We start from the raw sequence: 14487 nt of genomic DNA on the forward strand, positions 1-14487 counted from the left end.
GCCGGGGCTCAGCAGGGCCCGCCCCCGGGCCCACCTCGACCACAGGGAGAAGACCATGAAGTTGCTGCGTGTGGGCCCGGCGGGGGCCGAACGCCCCGCCCTGCTCGACCAGGGCGGGACCCTGCGCGACCTGTCCGCGCTGGTCGACGACATCGATGGAGGACTGCTCGCCGACCCGTCCGCGCTCGAGCGGATACGGGCCGCGGCCGGCGCCGGAGTGCTGCCCGCGCTCGACGCGACCGGGCTGCGGGTCGGCCCGCCCGTCGGCCGGATCGGCAAGGTCGTGTGCATCGGGCTGAACTACCACGACCACGCCGCCGAGACCGGCGCGGCGACCCCCGCTGAGCCGGTCGTCTTCCTCAAGGCCGCCGACACGGTCGTCGGACCGGACGACACCGTGCTCGTGCCGCGGGGCAGCGCCAAGACCGACTGGGAGGTCGAGCTGGCGATCGTCATCGGCCGCACCGCCCGCTACCTGGAGACCCACGAGCAGGCACGGGCGCACGTCGCCGGTTACGCGGTCGCCCACGACGTCTCCGAGCGAGAGTTCCAGATCGAGCGCGGAGGCACCTGGGACAAGGGCAAGAACTGCGAGACCTTCAACCCGCTCGGCCCCTGGCTGGTCACCGCCGACGAGGTGCCCGACCCGCAGGCGCTCGGCCTGCGGCTGTGGGTGAACGGCGAGCTCCGGCAGGACGGCAACACCGCCGACCAGATATTCCCGGTCGCGGAGGTCGTCCGGTACGTCAGCCGGTTCATGACCCTGTACCCGGGCGACGTGATCAACACCGGCACGCCGGCGGGCGTGGCGATGGGACAGCCGGAACCGAAGCCGTATCTGCGGGCCGGTGACGTGGTGGAGCTGGAGATCGAGGGGCTGGGGCGTCAGCGCCAGGAGCTCAAGGACGCCTGAGCGTCCACGGGTCCGCAGGTCCGGGGGCCCGGGAGCGCGCGGTGCCACGGGACACCCACGCTACCGGGCCGCCGCCCCGCCCGGCGCCCTCGACCGCGAGCGGGGAGGAACCGCCATGGGCGGCGACCTCGCTCACCCGTCGATCTCCACGGTCACGCCCTCGCGGGCGGACCGCTTCGCCGCCTCCAGGACGTCGAGGGCGGCGGCGGCCTCGTGCGCGGTGACCGGATTGGCACCGTCGCCGCGCAGCGCCGCGGCGACGGCCGCGTAGTACGCCGGGTAGTCGCCCGGGAGGGTCTCGACCGGGGTCCCGCCGCCGGTCAGCGGGGACTCCCCGGCGCCGAGGGTGCCCCACATCGACTCCGGTTCCATGCCCCACGGCCTGCCGGCCACCGGCCGCAGGCCCTCGCGGAGGGCCGCCTCCTGCGGGTCGAGCCCGTACTTCACCAGGCCGGCGTTCTGACCCAGAACCCGGAAGCGGGGGCCGAGCTGGGCGGTGGTGGCGCTCACGTACAGGTGGGAGCGGACATCGTTCGCGTGGGTGAGGGCGAGGAAGGTGTCGTCGTCGGCCTCCGCACCCGGGCGGCGGACGTCCGACTCGGCGTACACCCGGACGACCGGGCCGAACAGCACCAGGGCCTGGTCGACGACATGGCTGCCCAGGTCGTAGAGGAGCCCGCCGATCTCCTCCGGCGCGCCCGACTCCCGCCAGCCGCCCTTCAGCCGCGGACGCCAGCGCTCGAAGCGTGACTCGAAGCGCTGGACCTCTCCGAACGCGCCGTCCGCGAGCAGCGCGCGCAGGGTGAGGAAGTCGTTGTCCCAGCGGCGGTTCTGGAAGACGGAGAGCAGCAGGCCGCGCTCCTCGGCGAGCGCGGCGAGCGCGCGTGCCTCCGCCGCGGTGCCGGCGACGGGTTTGTCCACGACCACGGGCAGGCCGGCTTCGAGGGCGGCGGTGGCGAACGGGACGTGGGTCTTGTTGGGGGAGGCCACGACGACCAGGTCGAGCTCGGCCGCCCGAGCCCACAGCTCCTCGGGGGAGCCGGCCACCCGGACACCCGGATACGCGGCGCGGGCCTGCTCCCGGCGCCCCGGGTCGCCGGTGGTGACCGTGTCGAGGACGAGCCCCTCGGTGGCGGAGACCAGCGGGGCGTGGAAGACGGAGCCCGCGAGGCCGTAGCCGACGAGTCCGACGCGAAGAGGGGTGCGGGAGTCGGTGCTGCCAGTCATGGACGCCACTTAAGCAACGCTGTTGCCGAAGTGCAAGCGCGGGAGACAATGACCGGGTGAAGAGGGACTTGGGTGGAGCGAACCTGCCGGCGCTGCGCAGCCACAACACGGCGCTGGTGCTCGATCTGCTGCGGGAGGCGGGAGAGGCGGGCGTCAGCCGCCTGGAGCTGGCGGAGCGGACCGGCCTCACACCGCAGGCGGTCAGCAAGATCACGGCCCGGTTGCGCGCGGAGGGGCTGGCCGGCGAGGCGGGTCACCGGGCCTCCACCGGCGGCAAGCCCCGTACGGTGCTGCGGCTGGTGCCCTCGGCGGCCTGCGCTGTGGGGCTGCACCTGGACCGGGACGAACTGACCGCGGTCCTCGTCGACCTGGCCGGCGCCCCGGTCGTCACCCGCCGGGCCCCCCTCGACCTGGGCGCGGGCACCGAGGCCGTGCTGTCCGTGGCGGTCCGCGAGGTGCGGGAACTGCTCACGGGCGCGGGGCTCGCACCGGACGGTGGGAGCGGTGGCCCCGCGCGACGGAGCGGGGCCACCGGTGCGGAGCCCGGCGGCCCTCCCGGCTCCGACGGCGCACCCGGTCCCGGAGACCCATCCGGTCCCGATGGCCGTCCTCCCGGTCCCGAAGGCGCGCCCGTCGTGCTCGGCGTCGGGGTCGCGATGCCCGGGCCGCTGGACCATCCGGCCGGGACGCCGGGCCGGATCACCGGATATCCGCAGTGGGACGGGTTCCCGGTACGGGACGTCCTCGCCCGGTCGCTCGGGCGGCCCGTCGTCCTCGACAAGGACACCAACGCCGCCGCTCTCGGGCTCGCCCTGCGGTCGCCCGCCGCCGACTCGTTCGCCTACGTCCATCTCGGGAGCGGTCTCGGTGCCGGGCTCGTGCTCGACGGTCGGGTGCTCCGGGGGGCCAGGACCGGCGCCGGCGAGCTCGGGCACCAGACCGTTCAGCTCGACGGACCCCCGTGCGACTGCGGTGGGCGCGGCTGCCTGGAGGTCCTGTGCCTGGCCGCCGTCGCGCGCGGCGACCTCGCCGGGGCGGCGCGTGTCCTGGGCGCCGGTGCGGCCAATCTCGTACGGCTCCTGGACATCGACCGGCTGCTCCTGGGCGGCCGTGCCGTGCTCGCCGCTCCCGAGGCGTTCGTGCTCGGTGTGGGCGAGGTCCTCGCCGGTCTCGGACTGGCCGCCGAGGTCGCCGTCACCCCCTACGCCATCGCTGAAGGGGCCGCCCAACTCGTCCTGGCTCCGGTCTTCGGCAGACAGTCCACGGCCTGACATCCGCCCTGCCCCGGGGTGCGGGCCGAGGTATGCCCCGGTCCGTGCCTCGGCACACCCGGGACGGTGTCGAAAATACGCTGATCAGGTGGAATGGCCGGGCCGTACGGGGTGGCCCGCCGCGTCGGTCCGCCCTCGTAACCGACGGCCGTGGCAGCGTCGCGGCCGTCCCGTACGCTCGCGAGCAGCAAAGGCCCCGTCCCATGCGACTGCGCAACGCCCTCGCCCTCGGCGTGACCGCGGCGACTGCCGGAACCGCCGTTCTCGCGCTCGCCGTGGTCCCGTCCGCGGCCGAGCTCGGCACCCAGGCCGCTCCCCGAGTCGGCCCCCCTCCCGGCGCGGACACCGGACCCGGCTCCAGCCCTGGCATCGGCCTCCGTACCGCTCCCGGCCTCCGTACCGCTCCCGGGCTCGGCACCGGTACCGGCCTCGGTACGGCTGGCACCGGTCTCGCGACAGGTGCCGGTGCCGGTGCCGATTCGGGAGTTCCGGCCGAGCTCCGCGACAAGCCGCCCACCTGTGGAAAGGCCGCCGATCGCGACTTCCCGATCGACGCCCGGATCCACGGCGGCCCCGCCGACTACGTCCCCGGCGGGGCGTTCTCGACCTGGACCATCGAGCTCACCAACACCACGACCGAGCCCTGCCACGACATCCACCCGGTGCTCGCCCTCACCGACCGCGACCGGGTGCTCCAGCCCGCGCAGATCCGGTTCGACTTCTACGACCCCGCCGCCCGGAGCTGGCGCCCGGTCACCTTCGAGGGGACCGAGGAGGCCGAGAGCATCGGCGCCCTCACCGGCTTCCCCGGCTTCGTCGTGCCCGCGGGCGGCACCGTCTCCGTCTCCGTCCGGCTCGCCTTCCGCGCCGACACCGCCCCCGGCGAGGTCGTCGCCCACGCCGCCATCGTGCAGCGCCGGGGCGACGACGGCGACTGGGTCGGCGAGTCCGCGGGCTACCGTCTCGCGATCGGCGACGCCGTCGCGGCGGCGGACGCCACCCGCCCGGAAGGCGAGGCCACCGGTCCCGCTCCGTCGGCGACCCCCCCGCCCACCGGGGCCGTCCGCCTGCCGCCGGGCCGTCCGCGATCCGAACTCGCCCTGACGGGAGATGTCTTGGTGTTCCTCATGGCCCCGGCCGCCGGTGCGCTGATCCTCGCCGGTACGGCCCTGCTGCTCATGGCCCGCCGCGGACGGCGTCCGCGCTGAGCGGACCGGGGGCGCGCGCCTCGCCCGCGCCGAGCCCCCGGGCCACGCTCCGTACACCTTCGCGTTCACTCCCGCCTGCGACCATCCCCCCCCGTGGACTACCCGAACGACCAGGCACCCGGCTCCCCCGTCCGCTCCGGCATCCCGGAGCACGGCCGCATTCCCAAGTACTACGCGGTGAAGGCCAAAGTCGCCGCATTGATCGACGAGTTGGGTGAGGGAGGACCGCTCCCCACCGAGCGGGCACTCGCCGTGCGCTACGAGGTCTCCCGGGAGACCGTACGTCAGGCCCTGCGCGAACTGCTCCTCGAAGGCAGGCTGCGCCGGCGGGGGAGGGGCACCGTCGTCGCCGGGCCCAAGCTGGAGCAGCCGCTCTCCCTCGCCGGCTACACCGAGGGCGTCCGCCGCCAGGGCCGGCGGCCCGGCCGTACGCTCATCTCCCTCGAGCGCTTCCCCTGCCCGGACGCCCTCGCCCCCGAGATCGGCGTCCGGCGGGGCGAGACCGTCTGGCACATGGAGCGTGTCCTCCTCGCCGACGACGAGCGGGTGGGACTGGAGAGCACCTATGTGCCCGAGGCGCGCGCCCCGCGCCTCGACGCCGACTTCGACCCGGACTCCTCCTTCTACGCCTACCTGCGAGAGCGGCTCGGCATCGCGTTCGGTGACGCCGACGAGCGGATCGAGACCGTGCTCGCCACCCCCCGCGAGGCCCTGCTCATCGGCACCCCGCCGGCCCTGCCCATGCTGCTGATCCACCGCCTCTCCCGCGACACCGCGGGGCGCCCCCTGGAGCGCGTCCGCACGCTCTACCGGGGCGACCGCTTCAGCTTCACGGCGCATCTCGGCCGAGACCGGGACCGCGCCGGCCGCGGTCGGCTCTGAGCGCCTGTCGGGTGGCCTCTGGCCGGGCGGTCACGCCCTGGCACGCACGCTGCCGATGTTGCCGATGCGCCCCGGTAGCTCCGCTCCGGTGACCTCTCGGCGCCTTGGAATCGCAAGCACCGGACCGTGTCCGCCAGTTGACCGAAGGTCGCCCGGCAGGCTCTGAGCGGGGCGAACCGGCCGCGATCGGGCGTACCGGGTCCCGGCCCATCGTGCGCCCGGACCCTGGTCGCGACCCGTTCAGGCCGCGAGAATAAGATCACGAGAAGATAACGGGTCTAGTTCATCCTTGTCGGGTCGTTCATCGCTCCGTCGCCCTTCGGACGCGTCCGGTCCACCGGCCCCCAGGAGCGTGAACGTCATGAAGGTGATCGTCGTAGGGGCCGGCGTGGTGGGAACCCTGCACGCCTGGCACGCGGTGGAACGCGGCCATGAGGTCGTACACATCGAGCGCGAGACCGAGGCGCGCGGGGCGTCCCTCCGCAACTTCGGCCAGATATGGGTCAGTGGACGGGCCGGCGGGGAGGAACTGGACACCGCCCTGCGGGCCCGAGAGCTGTGGGAACGCATCGGCGCCCGCGTCCCCGGGATCGGCTTCCGGGCGATCGGCTCCCTCACTCTGGTGCGCAACCCGCTCGAACAGGCCGTCGCCGAGACGGCGTTGAGCCGGGTCGACGCGGCCGACCGCGGCTACGCGCTGCTGACGGCCGCTGAGGCGCGCGGGATCAACCCCGCCCTGCGGGGCGACTTCGCCGCCGCCCTGTGGTGCGAGCGGGACGCGGCCGTCGAGCCGCGCGTCGCCCTGCTCGCGCTTCGCCGGGCGCTGCTGGCCACCGGCAGATACGCCTTCCTGCCCGGCCGTGAGGTACGGGAGGTCATCGAGGCCCGGGGCGCCGGGAGTGCCGGGGTGCGGGACGACCACGGTGACACGCACCGCGGTGACGTCGTCGTCCTCTGCACCGGCGCCTGGCTCGGCGGCCTGGTCCGCGAACTCGCCGGGGAACTTCCCGTCCGTCGCGTCCGCCTCCAGATGATGCAGACCGATCCGCTCGGCGAACCGCTCACCACCTCCGTCGCCGACGCCGACTCCTTCCGTTACTACCCGGCCTACGCCTCCCCGGCTCTGGACGCGATGAACGCCGGCCAGGCACAGGACCCGGTCGCCGCCGAGCACCGGACGCAACTGCTGATGGTCCAGCGCCTCGACGGCGGACTGACCATCGGCGACACCCACGCGTACGAGCACCCCTTCGCCTTCGACACCCTCGAAGACCCCTACGAGCACCTCACGCGCGTCGTCGGGTCCTTCCTCGGCCGCCCGCTGCCGGCGATCCGGCGCCGCTGGGCCGGCGTGTACGCCCAGTGCGCCGACACCCGGCGGGTCGTGTACCGCAGGCAGGTCCGCGACGGCGTGTGGCTGGTGACCGGACCCGGCGGACGCGGCATGACCTGTTCCCCCGCCATCGCCGAGACGACCGCCGACGAACTGGGCTGGTGATCCCCATGACCTCTTCCCCCACGCGCCCCTCCACGATGCCCCCCACGAACGCCCCCAGGATGAACCTCGTGGTCCTCGACATGGCGGGGACCACCGTCGCCGACGACGGCCTGGTCGAGCTGGCGTTCACCGCCGCGGCGGAACGCCTCGGCGAGGACCCCGCCGCGATGATCGACTACGTACGGGCCACCATGGGCGAGTCGAAGATCTCCGTGTTCCGTCACCTCCTCGGCGGCGACGAGACCCGCGCCCACCAGGCGAACCTGGCCTTCGAGGAGGCTTACGGCACGCTGGTCTCCGAGGGCCGGATCGCGGCGCTCCCGGGCGCGGCCGGGACGATCGCCGCGCTGCGGGAGCAGGGCAGGACGGTGGTGCTGACCACCGGCTTCGCCCGGGTCACGCAGGACGCGGTCCTCGACGCGCTCGGCTGGCGGGACCTCGTCGACCTGACCCTCTGCCCGGCGGACACGGGAGGCCGGGGCCGCCCTTGCCCGGACATGGTCCTCGGCGCACTCCTCCGGACCGGTGCCGTCGACGACGTCCGCCGGACGGTGGTCGCGGGCGACACCTCCTACGACATGCTCAGCGGGGTCCGGGCGGGTGCCGGGATCGTGGCGGGGGTGCTGACGGGTGCCCACGACGAGGCGGCGCTCCGACGCCACGGAGCCACGCACGTCCTCGCCTCGGTGGCCGGCCTCCCGGCGGCGATCGAGGCGGCGGAGGCGGCCGGAGGCACGGGGGCGGGCCGGTGAGCCGCGACCCGTCCACCGTCCAGCCGTCCGCCTCCGCGCCCCCGATGACCCACCGCAGCGGGATCCGGTTCGACGCCGTCACCGTCGCGTACGGCCGGAACACCGTCCTCGACGCCTTCGACCTGAGCGTGGAACCCGGCGAGGTGATGGCCCTCCTCGGGCCCTTCGGCTCCGGCAAGACCACCGCCCTGCGGGCGGTCGCCGGCTTCGTCCAGCCGCTCTCCGGGCGGGTGTTCATCGGCGACCGGCACGTCACCGGACTTCCTCCGTACAAGCGCGGCATCGGGATGGTCGTCCAGCAGTACGCGCTCTTCCCGCACCTGAGTGTCGATGGAGAACGTGGCCTTCGGCCTCACGGCCCGCGGGACACCGAAGCGCGAGACGGCCGGGCGGGTCGCCGACGCCCTGGAGGCGACCGGAATGGCCGCCTGCGCGAAGCGGTACCCCGTGAGCTGTCCGGTGGGCGGCCACCCTCGGAGCCGACGCCACGCTCGTCCTCGACAACGACTACGCCGTGAACGACCTCAGGATCACCGAGACCACCGAGGAGACCTGAGGCACCAGAACCCGGACATCCTCTTCGTCTACTTCGGCGAGACCGACGAGGTCCGCCACAACTCCGGTGTCACCGGTGCCCGCCCCGCCGACACCCGCCCGGTGGACGTCGCCGCCACCGTCTTCCATCAGCTCGGCATCGTCCCCGACCCCTCCTGGGGCCTGGACGGCAAGCCCGTCAAGCAGCGCTCCACCGCCCCCTTCGAGACACTGCACGGCTCGCTCTCCGGCCGTGTCGACGAGACCGGGATCCCCGTCGGCCTCCTCGGCTTCACCCACACTCCACCCAGCGGCTGGGCCGTCGTCAACAACGCCATGGGCCGGCAGGAGGGCGGTCAGACCGCACGGGTCCTGGCCGCCTTCAACGGCGGGACGCCCACCGTCGTCAGGAGCTACACCGCCGACGTGCTCTCCCAGCCCCAGTCGCTCACCGCCGACGTGCCGGCCGGCGCCGTCAACGTGAGCTTCCGGTTCCACTACACCGGTTCCAACGACTGGTATTGGGCGATCGACGGTATCGCGGTCACCGCGTCCTGACGCGTGCCGCAGCGGCCGGCTTCCGTCCCGTCGCGACACCCGTCACGGCACCGCGTTCCGTCGCCGTCCCGTCCGGGCAGGCAGGCCGCGAGGCCGGTCCGACGCCGTGCGGTCCACCCCGCGGGACGCCGCTCCTCGACGGGGTGACCCCGGCCGACGCGAGATTAGGCTGGGGGCGTCGCCACAGCGTTGTCGCGGCGTCCCCAGCACCCCGCACGATTTCTGTACGGCAGGAGTCCCCGCACATGGCAGAGCGCAAGCCGATCGAATCCTGGCTCACCGACATGGACGGCGTCCTCATCCACGAGGGCGTGCCGATCCCCGGCGCCGACGCGTTCATCAAGAAGCTGCGGGAGACCGGGAAGCCCTTCCTGGTCCTCACGAACAACTCGATCTACACCGCGCGCGACCTCCACGCCCGTCTCGCCCGCATGGGTCTGGACGTGCCCGTGGAGAACATCTGGACCTCCGCCCTCGCCACCGCGCAGTTCCTGGGCGACCAGCGGCCCGGCGGCACCGCCTACGTCATCGGCGAGGCCGGACTGACCACCGCGCTGCACGACATCGGCTACGTCCTCACCGACCACGACCCGGACTACGTCGTCCTCGGCGAGACCCGTACGTACTCCTTCGAGGCCATGACCAAGGCCGTGCGGCTCATCAAGGCCGGCGCCCGGTTCATCTGCACGAACCCCGACGAGACCGGCCCCTCCCTGGAGGGTCCGCTGCCGGCCACCGGCGCGGTCGCCGCCCTCATCACCAAGGCCACCGGCAAGGAGCCGTACTTCGCGGGCAAGCCCAACCCGCTGATGATGCGTACCGGGCTCAACGCCATCGGAGCCCACTCCGAGTCCAGCGCCATGATCGGCGACCGGATGGACACCGACATCCTGGCCGGTCTGGAGGCGGGCATGCAGACCTTCCTGGTGCTCACCGGTCTGACCACGCAGGCGGAGGTCGACCGCTATCCGTTCCGCCCGTCCAGGATCGTGGACTCGATCGCGGACATCGTCGACCGCGTCTGAGAGCCTTTCGGGCGGCCTTCGGCCGGCAGGCTCCGAGCCGGGGGAGTCCGCCGGACGGCCCCCTGATCGGGGGCCCGTCCGGCCCCTGCGGATGCGAAACGATCGGAACCGGGTGAACCTGCCAGTACCAGGAGGTCACGATGCGTTCAGGTTCCCTTGCTCTCCGTGCCGCGGGGGTGGCCGTCGTCCTCGCGCTGGCGCCCGCGGCCGGCGGCGCGTACGCCCACGACGGCGTGCGCGTCACGGTCACCCCCGCCACGGCCCGCCCCGGCTCCGACGTCGAGGTCCGGGTCGCGGGCTGCGAGGGCGCCACCGGGGTCGCGACCTCCCCGGCGTTCGTCGCCGAGGCCGAGCTGACCGGGCGCGGCGGGGACGGCCACCCGCTGTTCGGCGACACCACCGCGCGCTCGGGCCTGAAGGACGGCACGTACCAGGTCGCTGTGCGCTGCGACGGGCACGACCACCGGGACGCGGGCACGATCCGCGTCCAGGGTCACCCGCCCACACGGCACCCCACCGACCAGCCCACGCACGAGCCGAGCCCCCTCGCGCCGGTCCGTGCCGGAGGCGGCGGCGCAGCGGCGTTCGCTGCCCCCGCCGCCCCGGGCGTAGCGCAGACGGTGGCCGGGAGCGGCCTGGGCACCCCGTACACCCTGGTGGGCCTTGCGGGTGCCGGAATCGCCGCGGTGGCCGTCGCCTGCCGCAGCGCACGCCGCCGCCGCGCCGACACGGCCCCGCGCGCGGACCGAGGGTGACCGCCGGAGACGCTCCCGCCGGGACCGGACGGCTGGTGGCCGGCGTCGCCTGGGCCCTCCTCGTCCTGGGGATGTGGCTTTGGGGCCGGGAGGCCACCGAAGGCCCGGGCACCGGCCCGGCGCCGGCCGGCGGCGACATCGCCGCCGTCGCCCCTCCGCCCGGCGTCGGGCTGCCTCCGGCGCACGACCCCCTGGAGCCCGCGGTCCCGCGGCGGGTGGAGATCCCCTCGCTGGGCATCGCGGCACCGGTCCTCCCGCGCGGTCTCGACGAGACGGGCGCGGTGGACCCGCCCCCGTACGAGCTGCCGCGGTCGGTCGGATGGTTCGACCGGGGTACCCGGCCGGGCGCGGACGGCGCCGCCCTCCTTGTCGGCCACGTGGACACCGAGACCCGGCCGGCCGTCTTCTACAGCCTCGGCTCCGCCCGGCCGGGGGCGAAGGTCGCGGTGAGCAGGTCGGACGGCTCGGTCGCCGAGTTCACCGTCGACGACGTGCGCGTCGTCCCCCGCGACCGCTTCGACGCCCACCAGGTGTACGGGCAGCGGCTGCCCGGCCGCGCGGAACTCCGCCTCATCACCTGCGGCGGCGCGTTCGACCGCGCGGAGGGTGCCTACACGGCGAACGTGGTCGTCTCCGCGTACCTCACCGGTGTGACGCGCGCCTGACCCATACCGGGGCGCGTCCGTCCCCGGTCGTGCGCGCCTCGTGCGGGTCCGTGCCGTGCCGTCCCGTGCCGTGCCGTCCCGTGCCGTCCCATGCCGTCCGTCGGCCTCGGGGGAGGGGCCGACGTGACCCGTCCGGGCGCACGGTGCGGGCCTCCGCGGTTCCGGGCTCCCGTCCTCCCGGCCGTCCGCGCCACCGGGCGGAGGGCACGGCGGTCCGTCCCGGCACCCGGACGATTCCCCGAGCGATGCCGATGGCGTCCACGGGCGTCCACGGTGACCGAACCCGAACCCGAGGCGAAGGCCGTGGTGTGGGAGGCGGAGGGAGAGACGGTGGCACCGGCGGCGGGCCGAAGGCGGGGGAGTGCCGGAGCGGGCCGAGGCGCGCCGTGGGCACGAGGGTGCGCAAGACCTCGGAAACGAGCGAGGCCCTCTCACCATCGGTGAGAGGGCCTCGCATGCGCGTGCGCCGCCAGGGACTCGAACCCCGGACCCGCTGATTAAGAGTCAGCTGCTCTAACCAACTGAGCTAGCGGCGCCTGCTGACCTGCACAACTCTACCCGACGCGCGGGAGTGCTCCGGACCGCGGCCCCGGGCATGGCCAGGATCGATAGCCCTCCCCGGCCTGTCGGATGGTCGTTTCGTAGCTTCGATCCGTCAAAATGCGATTTGTCCAGACAGTTGAGACACTGACGCCCGTGCACCAGCGCCAGAAGATCTTGACGAGTGTGGAGGGAATCCCATGAGTGTGCCGATCTTCGAGGAGTACGAGCCCGCGGCCGACTGCGTCTGCGCGGGCTGCGCCCGGCAGCGGCGTGACCTGGCCCTCGGTCTTCCCGTGCGTGCGGGCGGCCACCCGGCGGCACACAGGGCGCGCCGTGCGCTGGTCCTGGTGACGGCGGCGGGTGTGGCCCTGGGCGGCGGTGGCGCGAGCGCACTCGCCCGGCCCTCGGGCGCCACCGCCCCGGTCGCACCGGTGGGAGACGGCCCGAATCCCGACACCCCGCAGGGAGGAGCCGGCCCGCTGCACGGGACGTCCGTCGCGGGGACGAAGCCGGCGTCCCCGGCGGCGTCTCCGACGACGGGTCAGGTTTCGCTCGACTCGCTGCGCCGTACGACCCGGACCGAGATCATCAACCGCGCCAAGCGATGGGTCACCGCCAAGGTTCCGTACTCGATGGAGAAGTACTGGACGGACGGATACCGCCAGGACTGCTCCGGCTACATCTCGATGGCCTGGAACCTGAGCGCCAACGAGTGGACCGGCAGCCTCGACCGGTTCGGCGTGCGGATCGACCGCAAGGATCTGCAGCCCGGCGACATCCTGCTCTTCCACAACCCGGCCAACCCGACCAAGGGCTCCCACGTGACGCTCTTCGGAGGCTGGACGGACTACACCCACACCTCGTACATCGCCTACGAGCAGACCAAACCGCGGACGCGGAAGCAGGCCACACCGCTGGCGTACTGGAACAACTCCGCCCGCTACGTGGCCTACCGCTACAAGGGGATCGTGAGCGGCTCCACCGCCGGAAGCTCCTCGACGTCGACCGCCTACCCGGGGATCGCGATGTTCGGACCGGGCGCCCGCAACGCGTACGTCACGCAGCTCGGGCGGCTCCTCGTCGACCGCGGCGGAAAGAAGTTCTACAGCCGGGGCCCTGGCCCGGACTGGGGTGAGGCGGACCGTCGCGCGACGCGGGCATTCCAGCAGGCCCAGGGGTGGAAAGGCGCCGAGGCGGACGGCCTGCCGGGTCCGCACACCTGGCGTCTGCTGGTGACCGGACAGGGCAGGAACATCGGCGGTTCGAGTGGTTCCGGGGGGTCGAGCGCGAACGCGACGGCGTTTCCCGGGCGTGGCTACTTCCGTCCGGGCCAATCCAACGCATATGTGGAGAAGCTGGGCAAGCAACTGGTGAAGCGGGGCTACGGCAAGCACTACCTGTCGGGTCCCGGTCCGCGCTGGTCCGAGGCGGACCGTCGCAATGTCGAGGCGTTCCAGCGGGCCCAGGGATGGCGTGGCGGCGCGGCCGACGGCTACCCCGGCCCGGAAACCTGGCAGCGCTTGTTCCGATGACCCCGAGAGCATGAGGTGGACCGCATGACCGCACCGAACCCGAACCCACTGGGCCTGCCGGGAGACTCCGGTCCCGCGGCGACGCGCGACGCGGCGCGCACGGCCCGGCGTCTGACCGACGAGCCCCGCACCCCGCGCTCGTCTCCCCGCCCGCCGGGCGAGGGAACGGGGCCGGACACCGATACGGAGGCGACCGGAACCGACGCGGTTGCCGGGGCCGTCGCCGACCGGGGTGCGGACGAGGCGGTTCAGAAGCCTTCGGGCGACGGCGACGCGCGTACGGCGGTCACCGACGCCCTCGCCGGTGACGCGGCCATCGGTGACGCGGCCATCGGTGGCGTGGCCGGTCCGGCGGCCGGACCGGCCACGGTGAGCGGAGGGCGGCCCGTCCCGGCGGCCACCGTCCCGGCGTCCCCGGCCGGGGACGGACCTCGCGCCGCGGTGGCCGCCGGGTCACCTCCCGCGCCGTCGCCGGCTTCCGGTACCGACGGGGCTTCCTGTACCGGGGACGCCCGTTCCTCCGGGACTCCGGAGGAACTCCCGTCTCGTCCGGTGGGGAGTGAGGAGTCGGGTCACCGCCCCGGCCGGACCACCGCGGCGTCCCGGCCGGTCGGGGCGACGGCGCTGTCCGCCGCCCCGCCCCGACCGCAAGGCACGAGCGTCACGGCCGGTCGCCCGCGAGCCGCGGCCCCGGGCGGCGAGGGCCGGGAGACCACCGTGTCCGTGCCGTCGGCCCCGCCGTCGACGGGTCCGGCACCGGACGGGGGCGCCGCGGCCCCGTCCGGTCCGTCGGCTCCGGGCGGAGAAGCCGTCCGTCCCGGTACGGCCGAAGGCGCGACGCCGACGTCCCCTCTCCCTCCGGTAGCTCCGGTCAGCTCTCCGGCGGCCGGACTCCCGGCCGCCCCGTCGGTCGCCGGACCGGTCCGGGAGCGGTCGCCCGGCACCCCGCCGGACGGTCCGGCTGCCGGAGGTCCGGGCGAGAACAGCCCGAGGAGTCCCGGACTGCGCCCGGGTGACGGTCCGCTCGGCGTGGGTATCGCCGCCGCCGGTGCCGTGGCGGGCGCAGCCCCGGCGGGGACCCGTCAGCAGCCGGACCGCGCTTCGGCGGACCGCGCGCGGCCGGG

The 14487-nt window shown here is 74.2% G+C and carries 12 protein-coding genes, 1 tRNA gene and 1 pseudogene; 12 read left to right on the forward strand and 2 right to left on the reverse strand.

The features are described 5' to 3' along the window. Nucleotides 1-55 precede the first annotated feature (55 nt). Nucleotides 56-913, forward strand: coding sequence for a fumarylacetoacetate hydrolase family protein (locus OG393_RS20655; protein WP_327376149.1), 858 nt, complete (start codon nt 56-58; stop codon nt 911-913). A 132-nt stretch (nt 914-1045) separates the two neighbouring features. On the opposite strand, the gene OG393_RS20660 is transcribed toward OG393_RS20655, so the two are convergent. Continuing rightward, on the reverse strand, nt 1046-2140 hold the full coding sequence (locus OG393_RS20660) for a Gfo/Idh/MocA family oxidoreductase (protein WP_327376150.1): 1095 nt from the start codon (nt 2138-2140) through the stop codon (nt 1046-1048). Nucleotides 2141-2196: 56 nt separating this feature from the next. Here OG393_RS20660 and OG393_RS20665 point away from each other — a divergent pair, with 56 nt between their 5' ends. The 10 genes and pseudogenes from OG393_RS20665 to OG393_RS20710 all read left to right on the forward strand — a co-directional run bounded on the left by OG393_RS20665 (nt 2197) and on the right by OG393_RS20710 (nt 11288). Next, nucleotides 2197-3411: an ROK family transcriptional regulator gene (locus OG393_RS20665; RefSeq protein WP_327376151.1), complete on the forward strand. Its 1215-nt coding sequence runs from the start codon at nt 2197-2199 to the stop codon at nt 3409-3411. A 203-nt stretch (nt 3412-3614) separates the two neighbouring features. Continuing rightward, nucleotides 3615-4619, forward strand: coding sequence for a hypothetical protein (locus OG393_RS20670; RefSeq protein ID WP_327376152.1), 1005 nt, complete (start codon nt 3615-3617; stop codon nt 4617-4619). A gap of 93 nt (nt 4620-4712) precedes the next feature. Continuing rightward, complete coding sequence (locus OG393_RS20675) at nt 4713-5501, forward strand: GntR family transcriptional regulator (RefSeq protein ID WP_327376153.1); 789 nt, start codon at nt 4713-4715, stop codon at nt 5499-5501. Between the two features lie 361 nt (nt 5502-5862). Further along, nucleotides 5863-6999: a TIGR03364 family FAD-dependent oxidoreductase gene (locus OG393_RS20680; protein ID WP_327378497.1), complete on the forward strand. Its 1137-nt coding sequence runs from the start codon at nt 5863-5865 to the stop codon at nt 6997-6999. 5 nt (nt 7000-7004) lie between these two features. Then, nucleotides 7005-7751 carry a phosphonatase-like hydrolase gene (locus tag OG393_RS20685; protein WP_327376154.1) on the forward strand — a complete coding sequence of 249 codons (747 nt, stop codon included), beginning with the start codon at nt 7005-7007 and terminating at the stop codon, nt 7749-7751. 44 nt (nt 7752-7795) lie between these two features. Then, complete coding sequence (locus OG393_RS20690) at nt 7796-8269, forward strand: ATP-binding cassette domain-containing protein (protein ID WP_442817427.1); 474 nt, start codon at nt 7796-7798, stop codon at nt 8267-8269. Beyond that, nucleotides 8221-8843 (forward strand): annotated as a pseudogene (locus OG393_RS20695) (hypothetical protein); the annotation flags it as partial. The gene OG393_RS20690 and the pseudogene OG393_RS20695, both read left to right, overlap by 49 nt. Before the next feature lie 245 nt (nt 8844-9088). Further along, nucleotides 9089-9868, forward strand: a complete 780-nt coding sequence (locus OG393_RS20700) for an HAD-IIA family hydrolase (RefSeq protein ID WP_327376155.1) — start codon at nt 9089-9091, stop codon at nt 9866-9868. Between the two features lie 140 nt (nt 9869-10008). Beyond that, nucleotides 10009-10623 (forward strand): hypothetical protein, encoded by a 615-nt coding sequence (locus tag OG393_RS20705; RefSeq protein WP_327376156.1) that lies wholly within the window; start codon nt 10009-10011, stop codon nt 10621-10623. Then, the gene (locus OG393_RS20710) at nt 10620-11288 is read left to right on the forward strand and encodes a class F sortase (RefSeq protein WP_327376157.1); all 669 of its coding nucleotides are present in this window, start codon (nt 10620-10622) and stop codon (nt 11286-11288) included. Before OG393_RS20705 ends, OG393_RS20710 begins: the two co-directional genes overlap by 4 nt. Nucleotides 11289-11750: 462 nt before the next feature. On the opposite strand, the gene OG393_RS20715 is transcribed toward OG393_RS20710, so the two are convergent. Next, nucleotides 11751-11824 (reverse strand) — tRNA-Lys (locus OG393_RS20715). A gap of 204 nt (nt 11825-12028) precedes the next feature. Between OG393_RS20715 and OG393_RS20720 the strand changes: the two genes are divergently transcribed. Then, nucleotides 12029-13363 (forward strand): peptidoglycan-binding protein, encoded by a 1335-nt coding sequence (locus tag OG393_RS20720; RefSeq protein ID WP_327376158.1) that lies wholly within the window; start codon nt 12029-12031, stop codon nt 13361-13363. Nucleotides 13364-14487: the final 1124 nt, after the last annotated feature.

The organism is Streptomyces sp. NBC_01216 (assembly GCF_035994945.1).
In the GTDB taxonomy this organism is placed as follows: domain Bacteria; phylum Actinomycetota; class Actinomycetes; order Streptomycetales; family Streptomycetaceae; genus Streptomyces.

Bases quoted from the DNA above. Each gene is read 5' to 3' on its own strand.
- OG393_RS20655 (WP_327376149.1), top strand. From the start codon at position 56: ATGAAGTTGCTGCGTGTGGGCCCGGCGGGGGCCGAACGCCCCGCCCTG.
- OG393_RS20690 (WP_442817427.1), top strand. From the start codon at position 7,796: ATGACCCACCGCAGCGGGATCCGGTTCGACGCCGTCACCGTCGCGTAC.
- OG393_RS20705 (WP_327376156.1), top strand. From the start codon at position 10,009: ATGCGTTCAGGTTCCCTTGCTCTCCGTGCCGCGGGGGTGGCCGTCGTC.
- OG393_RS20700 (WP_327376155.1), top strand. From the start codon at position 9,089: ATGGCAGAGCGCAAGCCGATCGAATCCTGGCTCACCGACATGGACGGC.
- OG393_RS20680 (WP_327378497.1), top strand. From the start codon at position 5,863: ATGAAGGTGATCGTCGTAGGGGCCGGCGTGGTGGGAACCCTGCACGCC.
- OG393_RS20720 (WP_327376158.1), top strand. From the start codon at position 12,029: ATGAGTGTGCCGATCTTCGAGGAGTACGAGCCCGCGGCCGACTGCGTC.
- OG393_RS20685 (WP_327376154.1), top strand. From the start codon at position 7,005: ATGACCTCTTCCCCCACGCGCCCCTCCACGATGCCCCCCACGAACGCC.
- OG393_RS20660 (WP_327376150.1), bottom strand. From the start codon at position 2,140: ATGACTGGCAGCACCGACTCCCGCACCCCTCTTCGCGTCGGACTCGTC.
- OG393_RS20670 (WP_327376152.1), top strand. From the start codon at position 3,615: ATGCGACTGCGCAACGCCCTCGCCCTCGGCGTGACCGCGGCGACTGCC.